The 15,771-nt window shown below is 74.9% G+C and carries 13 protein-coding genes; 9 read left to right on the top strand and 4 right to left on the bottom strand.

Annotated features, from left to right (window positions below):
• Positions 1-7: 7 nt before the first annotated feature.
• The 6 genes from KPL60_RS06185 to KPL60_RS06210 all read left to right on the top strand — a co-directional run bounded on the left by KPL60_RS06185 (position 8) and on the right by KPL60_RS06210 (position 9,274).
• Positions 8-1,459 carry a M1 family aminopeptidase gene (locus tag KPL60_RS06185; RefSeq protein ID WP_226365189.1) on the top strand — a complete coding sequence of 484 codons (1,452 nt, stop codon included), beginning with the start codon at positions 8-10 and terminating at the stop codon, positions 1,457-1,459.
• A gap of 110 nt (positions 1,460-1,569) precedes the next feature.
• Positions 1,570-3,075: a cytochrome ubiquinol oxidase subunit I gene (locus tag KPL60_RS06190; RefSeq protein ID WP_226365190.1), complete on the top strand. Its 1,506-nt coding sequence runs from the start codon at positions 1,570-1,572 to the stop codon at positions 3,073-3,075.
• A 16-nt stretch (positions 3,076-3,091) separates the two neighbouring features.
• Entirely contained in the window at positions 3,092-4,156 is a 1,065-nt protein-coding gene (gene cydB / locus KPL60_RS06195; RefSeq protein WP_226365191.1) for a cytochrome d ubiquinol oxidase subunit II, read from the top strand.
• A 5-nt stretch (positions 4,157-4,161) separates the two neighbouring features.
• Complete coding sequence (gene cydD, locus KPL60_RS06200) at positions 4,162-5,934, top strand: thiol reductant ABC exporter subunit CydD (protein WP_226365192.1); 1,773 nt, start codon at positions 4,162-4,164, stop codon at positions 5,932-5,934.
• Complete coding sequence (gene cydC / locus KPL60_RS06205) at positions 5,931-7,634, top strand: thiol reductant ABC exporter subunit CydC (RefSeq protein WP_226357066.1); 1,704 nt, start codon at positions 5,931-5,933, stop codon at positions 7,632-7,634. The genes cydD and cydC overlap by 4 nt, the downstream gene beginning before the upstream one ends.
• Before the next feature lie 188 nt (positions 7,635-7,822).
• Entirely contained in the window at positions 7,823-9,274 is a 1,452-nt protein-coding gene (locus KPL60_RS06210) for a hypothetical protein (protein ID WP_226365193.1), read from the top strand.
• 67 nt (positions 9,275-9,341) lie between these two features.
• On the opposite strand, the gene fabG is transcribed toward KPL60_RS06210, so the two are convergent.
• On the bottom strand, positions 9,342-10,100 hold the full coding sequence (gene fabG, locus KPL60_RS06215; protein WP_226357064.1) for a 3-oxoacyl-ACP reductase FabG: 759 nt from the start codon (positions 10,098-10,100) through the stop codon (positions 9,342-9,344).
• Between the two features lie 166 nt (positions 10,101-10,266).
• Here fabG and KPL60_RS06220 point away from each other — a divergent pair, with 166 nt between their 5' ends.
• The 3 genes from KPL60_RS06220 (at position 10,267) to KPL60_RS06230 (ending at position 12,895) form a co-directional block, all read left to right on the top strand.
• Complete coding sequence (locus KPL60_RS06220; protein ID WP_226365194.1) at positions 10,267-11,025, top strand: class I SAM-dependent methyltransferase; 759 nt, start codon at positions 10,267-10,269, stop codon at positions 11,023-11,025.
• Positions 11,026-11,298: 273 nt separating this feature from the next.
• Positions 11,299-12,114 (top strand): iron-siderophore ABC transporter substrate-binding protein, encoded by an 816-nt coding sequence (locus tag KPL60_RS06225; protein WP_374228656.1) that lies wholly within the window; start codon positions 11,299-11,301, stop codon positions 12,112-12,114.
• Positions 12,115-12,133: 19 nt separating this feature from the next.
• Positions 12,134-12,895 carry a glucose 1-dehydrogenase gene (locus KPL60_RS06230; protein WP_226365196.1) on the top strand — a complete coding sequence of 254 codons (762 nt, stop codon included), beginning with the start codon at positions 12,134-12,136 and terminating at the stop codon, positions 12,893-12,895.
• Between the two features lie 54 nt (positions 12,896-12,949).
• Here the strand turns inward: KPL60_RS06230 and KPL60_RS06235 are convergent, their stop codons facing one another.
• Genes KPL60_RS06235 through KPL60_RS06245 form a run of 3 tightly spaced genes read right to left on the bottom strand, consistent with a single transcriptional unit; the run spans position 12,950 to position 15,758 of the window.
• The gene (locus KPL60_RS06235; RefSeq protein ID WP_226365197.1) at positions 12,950-14,002 is read right to left on the bottom strand and encodes an ABC transporter substrate-binding protein; all 1,053 of its coding nucleotides are present in this window, start codon (positions 14,000-14,002) and stop codon (positions 12,950-12,952) included.
• Positions 13,999-14,766: an ABC transporter ATP-binding protein gene (locus KPL60_RS06240; RefSeq protein WP_226365198.1), complete on the bottom strand. Its 768-nt coding sequence runs from the start codon at positions 14,764-14,766 to the stop codon at positions 13,999-14,001. The genes KPL60_RS06235 and KPL60_RS06240 overlap by 4 nt, the downstream gene beginning before the upstream one ends.
• Positions 14,763-15,758 (bottom strand): iron ABC transporter permease, encoded by a 996-nt coding sequence (locus tag KPL60_RS06245; RefSeq protein ID WP_226365199.1) that lies wholly within the window; start codon positions 15,756-15,758, stop codon positions 14,763-14,765. Before KPL60_RS06245 ends, KPL60_RS06240 begins: the two co-directional genes overlap by 4 nt.
• Between the last annotated feature and the right edge of the window lie 13 nt (positions 15,759-15,771).

The raw sequence follows: 15,771 nt of genomic DNA on the forward strand, positions 1-15,771 counted from the left end.
CGCCGTCATGATCGACCTGACCCGGCGGCGCCGGGCCCTCGTCGGCGTCGCCGTCGTCCTGGCCGTGCTGGGGGGCTGCGCGGCCGGCGTGCCGCAGGTCGAGCGGGCCGCGCCGTGGCCGCAGCGCCCGGTCGTCGACGCGTCGCTGGACCTCGCGCCGGACCTGTCCTCGGCCACCGGCCGCCAGACCGTCCGTTTCACCCCCGACGCCCGGATCTGCGAGCTGGTCTTCCGGCTCTGGACCAACCGGCCGACCGTCGTCGCCGACGGCGGCTCGTCCCGGGTCACCGACGCGAGCGTCGACGGCACCCCGGTCACCCCGCGCACCGAGCAGGCGGGCGCCCCGGACGGCGCGCCCGGCACGCTCGTCGAGCTGCCGCTGCCGTCCTGCGTCGACGCGGGCACCACCGTCACCGCGCAGCTCGGGTTCACCCTGACCCTCGGCGAGGACTCCACCGAACGGATCGGGCACTCCCCGTCGGCGGGCACCGCCTGGCTCGGCAGCCCGCTGCCGGTGCTGGACTGGGTCCGCGGCCGCGGCTGGGTCCGCACCCCGGCGGTGCGGATGTCCGGCGAGACCGTCGTCGCCGAGGACTACCGGCTCGCCTCGCTCGCCGTCACCGCGGCGGCGGACCAGCAGGTCGTCGGGGTCGGGACGGCCACCGGCACCCGCGACGCCGGCGGCGGGCGGCTCACCCGCACCTTCACCGCCGACGCGGTCCGCGACATCGCGGTCGCCGTCGGCGCCTACGAGGTCACCGAATCCACGGTCGGCGCCACCCGGGTGCACGTCGCGCTGCCCACCGCGGGCCGCGCGGGCGCCCGGCGCGGCGGGGAGCTCCGCGGTTCCGCGCAGGACTGGCAGGGCGAGGTCGCCCGCTTCCTGCCCGCCCTGGAACGGCTGCTGGGGCCCTACCCGTACCCGGACCTGTGGCTGACGGTCGTGCCCACCCAGAGCGACGGCGTCGAGTTCCCGACCCACCTGCAGTTCGGCGACGTCGACGACGCCACCCGCCCGTCGCTGGCCGCGCACGAGATCGCCCACTCCTGGTTCTACGCGCTGGTCGGCAACGACCAGGCCCGCGACCCGTGGCTGGACGAGGCGTTCACGACCTGGGCCCAGGCCCTGGTCGCCGGCCAGCGCGACCTGTACCGGATCGGCAGCTTCGGGCCCGGCGACGTCGCGGGCCCGATCGGCGCCCCCATGTCGTTCTGGGACTCGCGCGGCGGGTTCACCGACCTCGTCGACGGCGTCTACGACCAGGGTGCCGCCGCCCTGTTCGCGGGCCGCGACGCCGTCGGCGCGCAGCGGTTCGACGCCGCGGTCCGCGCCTACGTCGAGGCGAACGCACACCGCGTCGCCGCCCCGCCCGACGTCGAACGGGCCTTCGCCGACCTGCCGCAGGTGCTCGACGTGCTGCGCCGCCACGGCGCCTTCGACCCGCGCACCGGCGGCTGAGCACCCCCGCCGCGACCCGCGTGTCCAGGGCCACCGGGCCCGGTTCCCCACCGATCTTCTACTTCCGGTAGAACTACTACTGGACGTAGAACTTCGCTCGGGAGGTCCGGATGGACGCGCTCGACCTGGCCCGCTGGCAGTTCGGGATCACCACGATCTACCACTTCCTGTTCGTGCCGCTGACCATCGGCCTGTCGGTGATCGTCGCGTCGCTGCAGACCGCCTGGTTCCGCACGGGCCGGGAGGAGTACCTGCGCGCCACGAAGTTCTTCGGGAAGCTGTTCCTGATCAACTTCGCGATGGGCGTGGTCACCGGGATCGTGCAGGAGTTCCAGTTCGGGATGAACTGGAGCGCCTACTCCACCTTCGTCGGCGACGTGTTCGGCGCACCGCTGGCGATGGAGGCGCTGATCGCGTTCTTCCTGGAGTCCACCTTCATCGGGCTGTGGATCTTCGGGTGGGACCGGCTGCGGAAGGGCGTGCACCTGGCCTGCATCTGGGCCGCCGCGATCGGGTCCAACCTGTCGGCGTACTTCATCCTGGCCGCGAACGCGTGGATGCGGAACCCGGTCGGCTACGAGGTCGACCGCGCCACCGGCCGGGCCCGGCTCACCGACATCGGCGCCGTGCTGACCAACCCGCAGGCCTGGTCGACCTACCTGCACGTCGTCGCCGCGGCGTTCCTGATCGCCGGGCTGTTCGTCGCCGCGGTGAGCTCCTGGAAGCTGATGCGCGAACGCTGGAGCCGTCCCGGCGACGCGGCGCCGCACCCGAGCGAGCACGCGCTGTTCCGGAAGACCCTGCGCACCGGGTTCCTCGTCACCCTCGTCGCGGGGGTGCTGGTCATCGCCTCCGGTGACCACCAGGCCAAGCTCGCCGCCACCTACGAGCCGATGAAGCTCGCCTCGGCCGAGGCGCTGTGGCAGACCGAGGAGTCGGCCGGGTTCTCGCTGTTCGCCGTCGGCGACGTCCAGGGCAGCCGCAACCACATCAACGTGCAGATCGCCGGCGTCCTGAGCTTCCTCGCCACCGGCAGCCCGTGGGGCCCGGTGCAGGGCATCGAGAACGTGCAGGCGCGGTACGAGGCGCTCTACGGGCCCGGGGACTACCGGCCCAACATCGCCGTCCTCTACTGGGCGTTCCGGCTGATGATGGGCCTCGGCCTGGCCGGGGTCGCGGTCGCGACGGCCGGGCTCTGGCTGACCCGCGGCGGCCGGCTGCCCGGGTTCACCCGCGACGGCGCACCGGCTCCGGCCGGGCGGCTCCAGCGGTGGGCCTACCGGGGTGTGGTCGCCGCGCTGCCCGCCGCGCTGGCGGGGAACATCGCCGGCTGGGTGCTGACCGAGATGGGCCGCCAGCCCTGGACGGTGCACGGCGAGCTGCTCACCGCGCAGAGCGTGTCCCCCGGCGTGAGCCTGAGCCAGGTCGCGTTCTCCCTGGCCGCGTTCACCGCGCTCTACGGGGTGCTCGCCGTCGTCGAGGTGCGGCTGCTGTTCCGCTACGTGCAGGCGGGCCCCGGCGCCGCGCTCCCCTACCCCGACGACCCCGCCGACGGCGCCGATGCCGGTGCCGATGTGGGTTCCGACGAGCGCCGCCCCGCGGCGTTCAGCTACTGACCCCGGAGGGACGACGATGGACCTGCCCACGATCTGGTTCCTGGCCGTGGCCGTGCTGTGGACCGGCTACCTGGTGCTCGAGGGGTTCGACTTCGGCGTCGGGATGCTGGTCCGCGTCCTGGGCCGCGACGACGAGGAGGACCGCGAGGCCGCCCTCGGCGCGATCGGCCCGGTGTGGGACGGCAACGAGGTGTGGCTGATCGCCGCCGTCGGCGCGATGTTCGCCGCGTTCCCCGCCTGGTACGCCGCCATGCTGTCGGGCCTCTACCTGCCGGTGCTGCTGGTCCTGCTGGGCCTGATCGTGCGCGGGGTCGGGCTGGAGTACCGGCACAAGCGCTCCGACGCGCCGTGGAAGGCCCGCTGGGACCTGATGATCGGTCTCGGGTCGCTGGTGCCTGCGTTCGTGTGGGGCATGGTCCTCGCGAACCTGGTCCGTGGCCTGCCCACCGTCCTCAGCGCCCCGGGCAGCGGGCAGAACACCGTGGTCACCGCGTCGCTCGGGGACCTGCTGAACGGCTACGCCCTGCTCGGCGGCGTCGTCACCACGGCGCTGTTCCTGCTGCACGGCGCGGTGTTCCTGGCATTGAAGACCGACGGGCCGGTGCGGTACCGGGCGCGGCGGTTCGCGCTGCGCGCGGTGGTCCCGGTGCTGCTGGTGACCGTCGCGTTCCTGGCCGCGACGCTCGCGCTGCGCGAGCCGTCCTGGACCACCACGGTCGCCTGGGTCTCCGGCGCGGGCATCGCCGCCGCCGGGGTGGCGCTGCTGGTCGGCCGCGAGGGGTGGGCGTTCACCGCCACCGCGCTCGCGATCGGTGGGCTGTCGGTCGTGCTGTTCGGGCAGCTGTACCCGACGCTGCTGCCCTCGACGACCGACCCCGCGCACACCCTGACCGTCGCGAACGCGGCGTCCGCGCCGTACACGCTCGGCGTCATGTCCTGGATCGCGGCCGTGTTCCTGCCGCTGGTGCTCGGCTACCAGTCCTGGAGCTACTGGGTGTTCCGCCGCCGTCTCGGCGGGGCGCGGGTCGCCCCGGCCGGGCCCTCCGGCCCTGGTGACACCGCGGTACCGGCCACACGATGACGACCGTGTCCACCCCGTCCACCACCGCCGGGGCGCCGCCCGCGGGCGGCCCGCCGGTCGACCCCCGGCTGCTGCGCACGGCGAGCGCGGTCCGGGTGCACCTGGCCGTCGCCGCGGTCTGCGGGGTCGCCGCGACCGGGCTGATCCTGGCCCAGGCCTGGCTGGTGTCGCGGGTGGTGGCCGGGGCGACGCCCTCGTTCACCCTCGACGGCGCGCGCACCGGGCCGGGCGCCGGGCTCGACACCCTGGCCTGGCTGGTGGGGGGCGTCGCCGTCGTCGCGGTGGCGCGGGCGCTGCTGTCCTACGGCGCGGAGTCCGCGGCGCTGCGCAGCGCCGCCCGCGCCAAGTCCCAGCTGCGGATGCAGCTCGTGCGCCGGCTCGTGCTCGCCGCACCGGACCCGCAGCGGTCCTCCGGCGAGATCGTCACCCTGGCCACCCGCGGCCTCGACGCCCTCGACGACTACTTCGCCCGCTACCTGCCCCAGCTGGTGCTCGCGGTGCTGGTCCCGGTCGCAGTGCTGGTCGTCGTCGGCAGCGCCGACTGGATCTCCGCGGTCGTCATCGCGGTCACGCTGCCGCTGATCCCGCTGTTCATGGCCCTGGTCGGGATGCACACCCGGGCCCGCACCGACCGCCAGTGGCGGCTGCTGTCGCGTCTGGGCGGGCACTTCCTCGACGTCGTACAGGGGCTGCCGACGCTCGCGCTGTTCCGCCGCGCGCAGGTCGTCGCGGGCAAGGTCCGGGAGACCACCGACGAGCACCGACACGCCATGACCGGCACCCTGCGGGTCGCGTTCCTGTCCGCGTTCGTGCTGGAGGTCCTCGCGACGCTCGCCGTCGCCCTGGTCGCGGTCGAGGTCGGGCTGCGGCTGCTCTACGGGAACCTCGACTACGCCACCGCGCTGTTCGTGCTGGTCCTGGCCCCGGAGGCCTACCTGCCGCTGCGCGAGGTCGGTGCCCGGTTCCACGCCAGCATGGAGGGCGTCGCCGCGGCCCGGCAGGTGTTCGCCGAGCTGGACCGCCCGGCCGGCGGGGCGACCGGCGGGACCGCGCCGGTGCCGACGGCCGACCCGGCCGGGCGCGGCCTGACCGTCGACGGGCTGCGGGTGCGCTACCCCGGCGCGGACGCCGACGCCGTCGCCGGGCTGTCGCTGGGCGTCGCCCCCGGGGAGACGGTGCTGCTACGGGGCCCGTCCGGGGCCGGCAAGTCCACCCTGCTCGGCGTGCTGCTCGGCATGGTCGCCCCGACCGGCGGCACCGTCACCGTGCACGGGCGCGACCGCACGGGCGCCGACCTCGCGGACCTGGACCTCGACGCCTGGCGCCGCGGGGTGGCCTGGGTGCCGCAGCAGCCGCACCTGTTCGCCGACACCGTCGCCGCCAACGTCCGGCTCGGCGCCGGACGCGACCACGCGGGCGTCACCGACGACGCCGTGCGCGCGGCCGCACGCCGCGCCGGGCTCGACGCCGTCGTCGCCCGGCTGCCGCACGGCTGGGACACCGTGCTCGGCGAGGGCGGCGCGCAGCTGTCGTCGGGCGAGCGCCAGCGGGTCGCGCTGGCCAGGGCGTTCCTGCGCGACGCCCCGCTGGTCCTGCTCGACGAGCCGACCGCGCACCTCGACCCCGACTCCGCCGACGCGGTCCGCACCGCGGCCGCCGAGCTGCTGCGCGGGCGCACCGCGGTCGTCGTCGCGCACGACGCGGGCTGGGCCGAGCACACCGACCGCACCGTCACGATCACCCCGGTCGCGACCGCACCCGCCGGGAGTCCGCGATGAGCCCCTGGTCGCTCGCCCGCAGCGTGCTGGCGCCCCGGCTGCGCGGCGTCGTCGGCGGCGCGCTGCTCGGCGCGCTCGCCACTGCCTGCGGCGCCGGGCTGCTGTCGCTGGCCGCCTGGCTGCTCGCCACCGCCGCCCAGCACCCGTCGGTGACGGCGCTGTCGGTCGCCGTCGTGCTGACCCGTGCCCTCGGCGTCGGACGCGGGGTGGCCCGCTACGCCGAGCGGCTGGTCGGGCACGACGCCGCGCTGCGCGCGCTGTCGGACATGCGCGGCCGCGTCTACGCCCGGCTCGCCGCCACCGAGCCGGTGCGCCGGTTCCGGTCCGGCGAGCTGGTCGCCCGGCTGGTCGGCGACACCGACTCGGTGCAGGACCTGGTGGTGCGCGGGGTGCTGCCGGTCGTCGCGGCCGCGGTCGCCGGGTCCGGGGCGGTGCTGCTCGCCACCGCGCTGTACGTCCCCGGCGGGGCGCTGCTCGCCGCCGGGCTGCTGCTCGCCGGGGTCGCGGTGCCCGCGCTGGCCGCGGCGCTGTCGCGGCGGCCCGCCGAGCGCGCCGGCGTCGCACGGGACAGGCTCGCGACCGCCCTGGTCGACCTGCTCGACGGCGGCCCGGAGCTGCTGGCCCACGGCGCGACCGGTCACGCGGTCGACGCGGTCGCCCGCGCCGACGCCGAGCTGACCCGCACCGCCCGCCGCGACGCCGCGCTGCTCGGCCTCGGCGCCGGGTCCGGTGCCCTGGTCGCCGGGCTCACCCTGGCCGGGACGCTGCTGCTGGGCGTCGCCGCCGTCGACGCCGGTGCGCTGGGTGCGGTCCCGCTGGCCGTGCTGGTGCTGACCGCGCTGGCCGCGTTCGAGATCGTCGCGCCGCTGCCGGCCGCCGCGGCCCGGCTCGCCGCGGTCCGCGCCGGGCTGGCCCGGCTGGTGCCGGTGCTCGACGCCGCACCCGCCGTCGTACACCGCGACCCGGGGCCGGAGCCGCTGCCGCGCCGCGGTGACCTGCGGGTCCGCGGGCTCACCGCCGCCTGGCCCGGGCCGGGACCGGACGGGCGCGGCCGCACCGTCCTGCACGGGGTGGACCTCGACGTCGGCCGCGGGGAGGTCGTGGCGCTGGTCGGTGCCAGCGGGTCGGGCAAGTCGACGCTGGCCGCGGTGCTGTTCCGGTTCCTCGACCCGCGCGCGGGGACGGTCCGGCTCGACGGGCACGACCTGGCCCTGCGCCCGCCCGACGAGGTCCGTGCGGTGGTCTCCGGGGTGCCGGCCGACCCGCACGTGTTCGACTCCACGGTCCGGGAGAACCTGCGCCTGGCCGCCCCCGACGCCGACGACACCGACCTCGGCGACGTCCTGCGCCGGGTCGGGCTCGCCGGCCTGGCCCTCGACGACGAGGTCGGCGCGCACGGCGCCCGGCTCTCGGGCGGGATGCGCCGACGGCTCGCGCTGGCCCGCGCGCTGCTCGTCGACCCCGCGGTGCTGGTGCTCGACGAGCCCACCGCGCACCTCGACCCGGACACCCGTGACGCCGTCCTCGACGACCTGCTCGCCGCCGCGGCGGGCCGGGCCGTGCTGGTCATCACCCACGACCCGGCGGTGCTGCCGCGGGCCGACCGGGTGTACACGCTGCGCGACAAGAGGGTTCACCTGCGCAGCGGGGCTGCGTGCGGTCCTCGCGAACCGCGGCCCTACTCTGCTCCGAACGTCTGAGAGCGGGCCCCGGCCGGCTCCGGGCGTTCGCGAGGTTCTCTCAGTCGGGTCACAGGAGGCCCCTGACACGCTGGGAGCACCTCGCCGGGACACCGTCCCGCGCAGGAGTGCAGGAGTCAGTACGAGCCCGCGCGCGCCACGGCATCCGCCCGGCGCCGCGTCCGGTCAGAACGTGAGGTCACCACCCCGTGCGAGCGTCACGCCGTCCCTCCCCGACGACGTCAGGACCGAGGTCCCCGTCGCGGGCCCCCCGGTTCCGGCCCGGCCTGCGCCGGACCCCGGCCCTGGCCCTGCTGCTCGCGGGGGTCCTGGCCCTCGCCGCCTGCACCTCGGGGACCGGCGGTGGCGGCACCACCGGTGACACCGTGCCGTCGTCGGCGCTGGAGGCCTCCGCGAAGGCCGTCGACCTGAACGGCTGGCGCTGGGACAAGCAGCCGGGCCCGATGGAGATCGGGGTGACCCACACCCAGGACAGCCTCGACGACACCGAGCCCGCGCAGGCCCGCCAGCGCGGCGTCGACATCCTGTCGAGCCTCGGGCAGGAGTACCAGAACCACCACCTCATGGGCTTCGGCACGCTGAACCCCGAGCCCCGGCCCGGCGAGTTCGAGTGGGGCTCGCTGGACCGCCGGATGCAGCTCACCGAGGAGACCGGCGGCAAGGCGATGCTGACCCTGTGCTGCTCCCCGGACTGGATGAAGGGCGCGCCGCGCGACAGCGGCGACACCCGCTGGGACCGGCTCGAGAAGGCGCCGCTGCCCGAGCACTTCGCCGACTTCGCCAACCTGGCCAAGGAGGCCGTGCAGCGCTACCCGCAGGTCGACCGCGTCCTGGTGTGGAACGAGCTCAAGGGCTTCTACAACCAGGCCGAGAACCGCTGGGACTACGAGGGCTACACCACGATGTACAACGACGTGTACCGCGCGGTGAAGTCGGTCCGGCCCGACGTGCAGGTCGGCGGCCCGTACGTGGTGATGAGCAGCGTCCCGGTCGACTCGGGCGACGCCTCGGACATCCGCGGCCCCTGGGGCGCGCTCGACCAGCGGCCGCTGGACGTCCTGGACTACTGGCTGAAGAACAACGTCGGGGCGGACTTCATCGTCGTCGACGGCTCCACCACCAACCGCGGCCAGCAGGACGCGATCTCCCCGGTCGACGTCGGCGCCGAGAAGTTCTCGGTGATCGACCGCTGGATCCAGGAGCGGACCAGGCTGCCGATCTGGTGGGCCGAGTTCTACGCCAACGTCCCCGCCGACGCCCAGGCCGGTTTCGCCTCCCCCGCCAGCGCGGTCTCGACGATCGCCGCCCTGCAGGCGATGGCCCGCTCGGGCACCCAGGGCTCGCTGCTGTGGGGACCCGAGGGCAGCAACTCGCTCGAGTACTCCTCGCTGTGGACCCCCGCGACCGACGAGAACGGCGGCCAGCCGACCCCGCTGACCGAGGCGTGGCGCTGGCTGGTGCCCCGGCTCCGTGAGGGCACCGTCGAGCTGGGCCGGGCGACCGACGGCTCGTCGCTGGGTGGTTTCCGCGCGGCGGACGGGTCGGTGCTGCTCGTCAACTTCTCCGCGAACGCGGTGCCGGTCTCCGGCCAGGACGACATCCCCGGCTGGGCGATCGTGCCGATGAACAGCAGTTCCTGACACCCTCCCGCGACGACGGACGGGCCGGCACCGCAGCAGCGGAGCCGGCCCGTTCGTCGTGGGTGGGTCAGGCCTTCGGGCCGCCGGCCACGTAGATGACCTGGCCGCTGACGAACGACGAGCGCTCGTCGACGAAGAACGACACGGTCTGGGCGATGTCCTCGGGCGAGCCGGGGCGCTGCACCGGGATCTCCTTGGCCCGGGCGGCCTTGAACTCCTCCCAGTCCACGCCGATGCGCTCGGCGGTCGCCTTGGTCATCTCCGAGGCGATGAATCCGGGGGCGATGCAGTTCGCGGTGACGCCGAACTTGCCGAGCTCGATCGCGAGGGTCTTGGTGAAGCCCTGCATGCCGGCCTTCGCCGCGGAGTAGTTCGCCTGGCCGCGGTTGCCCAGCGCCGAGGTCGAGGAGAGGTTCACGACCCGGCCCCAGGCGGCGTCGACCATGTGCTTCTGCACCGCGCGGGTCATCAGGAACGCACCGCGCAGGTGCACGCCCATGACGGCGTCCCAGTCGTCGACGGTCATCTTGAACAGCAGGTTGTCCTTGGTGATGCCGGCGTTGTTGATCAGCACGGTCGGTGCGCCGAGGCGCTCGGTGACCGCGTCGACGGCCGCGGCGACGGCCTGCTCGTCGGCGACGTTCGCACCGAACGCGGCCGCGGTCCCGCCGGCGGACTCGATGGCCTCGACGGTGGCCTTCGCGGCCGACTCCTCCAGGTCCAGCACCGCGACCTTGTGTCCGTCGGCGGCGAGCCGGATCGCGGTGGCGGCCCCGATGCCGCGCGCCCCACCGGTCACGACGGCGGTCCTCTGCTGCTGGGTCATGTCTCTCCTCGCTGATCGACGGTGATCTCCGGGTGTCTCCCGCAGCCGATCGTGTCACCACCTACCGCCGAGTCACATCGCGGCCCGTGCGACGTCGCTCACCCCCGATCGGAGGCGTCGGGTGCACTAGCGTCGAGGTGTCCGTTCCCGACCAGGAAGGATTTTCATGGCCGTCGAGCGTTCCGAACCGACCTACCGGCTTGCTCTGCCGGAACCCACGACCTCGTTCGAGCAGGACGCGGAGTACTGCGTCCTGGACCTCGGACACGGGTGGACCGAGTACCGCATCCACGACTACGACGAGCTCTTCAAGATCCCGGGCCTCTACGAGAAGCTGTTCTACGACATCCTGCAGTGCCAGTCCCCGGCCGTGGTGGCCGGCGCGCTGGCCGAGCAGCTCGACGCCGTCGGCGTCGACCCGTCCGGGCTGCGGGTCCTCGACGTCGGCGCCGGCAACGGCATCGTCGCCGAGGAGCTGCGTGCCCGCGGCGTCGGCAAGGTGGTGGGGATCGACATCCTCCCCGAGGCCCGCGACGCCGCCGAACGGGACCGCCCGGGGGTCTACGACGACTACCACGTCGTGGACCTCACCGACCTCGACGACGAGACCACCGAGAACATCTCCGCGGGCGGTTTCGACGCCCTGACCTGCGTCGCCGCGCTGGGTTTCGGCGACATCCCGCCCGCGGCGTTCCGTGCCGCGTTCGACATGGTCGCGGTCGACGGCTTCGTCGCGATCACCCTGCGGGACGACTTCCTGACCGACGGCGACACCTCCGGGTTCGCCGGCCTCATCTCCTCGCTGCTGGCGTCCGGCGAGCTCGAGGAGCTCGCCGCGACCGTCTACCGGCACCGGCTCGCGACCAGCCGCGACCCGCTGCTCTACCGGGCCGTCGTGGCCCGCAAGCGCCGCCCGCGCGGCTGACCCCGCGCGTTCGCACCGGTCCGCGACGCGTCGGCCGGTGCGAACGCGCCGCCGCGAGACCTTCCGGACATTCCGGGTTAGGTGAGCCTCAGTTATTGTCCCGATGTGCTTCGACGACTGATCCCCCTGCTGGCCCTCGTGGGCCTGCTCACCGCCTGTACGTCCGGCGGTCCCGGCCCGACGGCCGCCCCGTCCACCGCCGACGGCGCGTTCCCCGTCCGCATCGACAACGCCTTCGGCACCGCGGAGATCCCCGCCCGCCCACAGCGGGTCATCGCCCTCGGCGTCACCGACGCCGACCCCGTCCTCGCCCTGGGTACGACCCCGGTCGCGGTCGCCTCCTACACCTTCTACCAGGAGACCGGCGGGCTGGGCCCGTGGGCCCGCGGGCTCGTGCAGGGTGAGGCACCGCAGGTGCTCACCGAGCCCGAGCCGAACCTGGAACGGATCGCCGCGCTGCGCCCGGACGTGATCATCGCGCTGTCCTCGGGCATCGACCAGGCCGCCTACGACCGGCTGACCGCGATCGCGCCGGTCGTCGCCCGTCCCGCGGGCTCCATCGCGTTCGGGGTGAGCCGCACCGACCAGATGCGCGCCGTCGCGACCGCGCTGGGTGAGACCGCTCGCGGCGAGGAGCTGGTCCGGACCGCCGACGCCGCGTTCGCCGACGCCGTCACCGCGCACCCGCAGTTCCGCGGGAAGGTCGGGGCGACGGTGCTGCCCTTCGACGGCATGTACGGCGCCTTCACCGCCGCCGACGCCCGCGGCCAGTTCATGACCGGTCTCGGCTTCGCGCAGCCACCGGCCATCGCCGAGCGCGACGATCGGCAGAGCTTCTACGTCGAGGTCTCCTCCGAGCAGGCCGGCCTGCTCGACGGCGACGTCCTGGTGATGCTGGCCGACGAGGGCGCCGCGAAGCAGCAGGTCGACTCCGACCCGGTCCTGCGCCAGGTCCCGGTCGTGGCCCGCGGCGACATGATCGTCCCCGACGCCGACACCCGCGGCGCGATGACCTACAACTCCGTCCTGTCCGCGCCGTTCGCCCTGGAGCGGCTCGTCCCGCAGCTCGCGGAGAAGCTCGGCGGCTGATCCGGGTTAGGGTCGCCGGGTGAGCGTGATCGAGCGATTCCGACTGGACGGCAGGGTCGCCGTCGTCACCGGCGCCTCCTCCGGCCTGGGCGTGGCCTTCGCCAAGGGCCTCGCCGAGGCCGGCGCGGACCTCGTGCTGGGGGCGCGGCGGGCCGAGAAGCTGGCCGACACCGTGGCGCTGGTCGAGGCGGCCGGGCGGCGGGCGGTGGCCGTCGCCACCGACGTGGCGGAGCCGGAGGACTGCCGGGCCCTGGCGCAGGCCGCCGTCGACGAGTTCGGCCGGCTCGACGTGCTGGTCAACAACGCCGGCGTCGGCACCGCGGTGCCCGCCCTGAAGGAGACCCCGGAGCAGTTCACCAGCGTCGTCGACGTGAACCTCAACGGCTCCTACTGGATGGCGCAGGCCTGCGCCGCCCACATGGCGCCCGGGTCGAGCATCGTCAACATCTCCTCGATCCTCGGGCTCACCACCGCGTCGCTGCCGCAGGCGGCCTACTCCGCGTCCAAGGCGGCGATCGTCGGCCTGACCCGGGACCTGGCCCAGCAGTGGACCGGCCGCCGGGGCATCCGGGTCAACGCGGTCGCGCCCGGGTTCTTCGCCTCCGAGATGACCGACCAGTACCAGGACGGCTACCTGGAGCGGATGACCGAGCGGATCCCGATGGGCCGCAAGGGCGACCCGGAGGAGCTGACGGCGGCCGTGCTGTTCCTCGCCTCCGACGCCGGTGGCTACGTCACCGGCCAGACCTGGGCCGTCGACGGCGGCATCACGATCACCTGACCGGCCGGTCCGGTCCCGGGGGCGCCGTACGGCGTGCCCCCGGGACCTCCGCGCTCAGCTGCGGGGCACGTCGTCGGACTCCGGGGTCAGGCCGGAGGCGGGCACGAGGTTCCAGCGCTCCAGCGCCGCCCGGACCTGCTCGGCGGCGTCGACGTTGAGCGGGCCCGAGGTCCACAGGGCGTAGGGCAGGTTCAGGAACCGGTTCTCCTTCACCGCGGGCAGGTCGCGGGTGTCGGGACGGCTCTTGAGGACCGCGACCTTCTCGGCGAAGGTCTGCGGCGGGTAGTCGACGAACAGGAACGCGGCGGGCTGTGCCGTCGCGACCCGTTCCCACGAGACCGTGGTCCAGGTGTCGTCGACGTCGGAGAGCGCGTTGCGCGCCCCGGCCGCCTCCATGATCGCCTGCGGGGCGCCGAACCGGCCGCTGGAGAAGGGCGTGTCGGTGCCGCTGTCGAACAGGAACACCGTCGGCGGTGTCGCGGCCTTCGGTGCCTTCCCCAGCGCGTCGAGCCGGGTGTCGAGGTCGGCGACGACGCGGTCGGCGTCGGCGGTGTGCCCGGTGATGGTGCCGAGGTTGTGCAGGTCGTCGCGCAGCGCCGTCCAGGGGTCGACGATGCCGCGGGCGCTCTGCCCGTCGGCCTGGCGGCAGGACTCGGTCAGCACGTACGGGGCGATGCCCTGCTCGCGCAGCCGGGCCGGGGTGAGGTTCTTCTCCTCGCTGTAGCCGTAGTTCCAGCCGGCGACCATCACGTCGGGGTCGCGGGCCAGGACGGTCTCCAGGGTCGGGTACTCCGGCGCGGCCTGCGCCAGGCCGTCGACGGCGGCGCCGTAGTGGCGGCGCAGCGTGTCGGCGTCGCGCTGCATGCTCGACACCGCGGTGACCCGGTCCTGGGCGCCGAGCGCCAGGACCATCGAGATCATGTTGCCGTCGTTGACGAACATGCGCTGCGCGGGCGCCGGGAACTGCGCGGGAGCACCGCAGTTCTGCACGGTGACCGTGCCGGCGGGGTCACCGGCGGCGGCGGGTGCCGGGGCGGGCGCCGAGCAGGCGGCGAGGGCGACCACCCCCGCGGCGAGGACGGCGGACAGGCGTAGCGGACGGGTCACGAGCTCTCCCTGAGCGAGTCGAACACGAGGCGGGACCGCCCGGTCACCGGATGCGTGACACGGGCGGCGGCGACCCCGAAGACCCGTGAGACGGTGTCGGGGTCGAGGTCGGACACGGCCGGGAGGGCCCGGCCGTCGTGCAGGACGACGAGGCGGTCGCACCAGCGGTCGGCCAGGTCGAGGTCGTGCAGGCTCACCACGACGGTCCGGCGCAGTGACCGGACCAGCTCCAGCAGGCCCAGTGCGTGCCGGACGTCGAGGTGGTTGGTGGGCTCGTCGAGCAGCAGGACACCGGCGTCCTGGGCGAGGCCGCGGGCGAGCAGCACCCGGCGCCGTTCACCGCCGGAGAGCCGGTCGACCGGGCGGTCGGCGAGACCGTCGAGCTCGACCGCGGCCAGCGCCGCGGTGACCGCGGCCCGCTCGACCGCGTCGCCGCCCGCCCACGGCGGCCGGTGCGGGACCAGGCCGAGCGCGACGACCTCCCCGGCGCACAGGTCGGGTGGCAGGTCCTCCTCCTGGCCGACGAACGCGATCCGCCGGGCCCGCTGCCGGGCCCGCAGCGCGGTCAGCGGGGTGCCGTCGAGCAGCACGCGCCCCGCGGCGGGCCTGCGGATCCCGGCGAGGGCGCGCAGCAGGGTGGACTTGCCGCTGCCGTTGGGCCCGACGACGCCGAGCACCTCCCCCGGCTCGACGGCGAGGTCGACCCCGGTCAGGACGGTGCGGCCGCCGAGCACGCAGGTGAGCCCCTCGACACGCAGGCTCACGCCATGCTCCCGGCGGTCCGGTAGCGGCGGCGTCCCATCAGGATCAGGAACACCGGGGCGCCGATCAGCCCGGTGACCACGCTCAGCGGCATCTCGGTGGGCCGCACCGCGATCCGGGCGGCGACGTCGACGACGAGCAGGAACAGCGCGCCGCCCAGCGCGGTCACCGGCAGCAGCACCCGGTGCCGGGACCCGACGAGCAGCCGGGCCAGGTGCGGCACGACCAGGCCGACGAAGCCGATCGCCCCGGACACCGCGACGAGCACGCCGACCGCGACCGCGCACACGGTGAACAGCGCGGTCCGGGCGGCGGTCACCGGCACGCCGAGTGCGGCCGCGGTGTCGGGCCCGGCGGTGAGCGCGTCGAGCCAGCCGCTGAACGCCACGAGCAGCACCAGCAGGAGCGCCACGGTCACCGCGGGCACCGCGACCCGGTCCCACTGCGCCCCGGACAGGCTCCCCAGCAGCCAGAACAGCACGGACTGGGCGGCGGCCGGGTCACCGGAGCGGAACACCAGGTAGCTCGCCGTCGCCGAGAACGCCGAGCCGAGGACGGTGCCGGTGAGGATCAGCCGGATCGGGGTGAGCCCGCCCTGGGCGACGGCGATCGCCCCGACGAGTGCCCCGGCCGCGAGGGCCCCGAGGAGTGCGCCGGTGAACAGCGCCCAGGTGCCGAGCGCACCCAGCACCCCGGTGGTGATGACGGCCGTGGCGCCGACGCTCGCGCCGGAGGACACCCCGAGCAGGTAGGGGTCGGCGAGCGGGTTGCGCACGAGGGTCTGCAACCCGTCGCCGGCGAGCGCGAGGCCCGCGCCGACGATCGCGGCGAGCAGCGAGCGCGGCATCCGCAGGTCCCAGACGATCGTCGAGACGGGGCCGGGCCGGTCGTGCAGCACCGCGTCGACGACCTCCGCGACGGGGAGGACCTCGGCGCCGAACGCGAGCGAGCCCACGAGCGCGACCGCCAGCAGTACGGCGAGTGCCGCGGTCACGGTCGCGGACCGC

This window comes from Pseudonocardia sp. ICBG162, from assembly GCF_020496225.1.
Classification (GTDB): Bacteria; Actinomycetota; Actinomycetes; order Mycobacteriales; family Pseudonocardiaceae; genus Pseudonocardia; species Pseudonocardia alni.

Coding starts and splice junctions, on each gene's coding strand:
- cydC (WP_226357066.1), top strand. CDS start 5,931: ATGAGCCCCTGGTCGCTCGCCCGCAGCGTGCTGGCGCCCCGGCTGCGC.
- KPL60_RS06185 (WP_226365189.1), top strand. CDS start 8: ATGATCGACCTGACCCGGCGGCGCCGGGCCCTCGTCGGCGTCGCCGTC.
- KPL60_RS06190 (WP_226365190.1), top strand. CDS start 1,570: ATGGACGCGCTCGACCTGGCCCGCTGGCAGTTCGGGATCACCACGATC.
- cydB (WP_226365191.1), top strand. CDS start 3,092: ATGGACCTGCCCACGATCTGGTTCCTGGCCGTGGCCGTGCTGTGGACC.
- KPL60_RS06220 (WP_226365194.1), top strand. CDS start 10,267: ATGGCCGTCGAGCGTTCCGAACCGACCTACCGGCTTGCTCTGCCGGAA.
- fabG (WP_226357064.1), bottom strand. CDS start 10,100: ATGACCCAGCAGCAGAGGACCGCCGTCGTGACCGGTGGGGCGCGCGGC.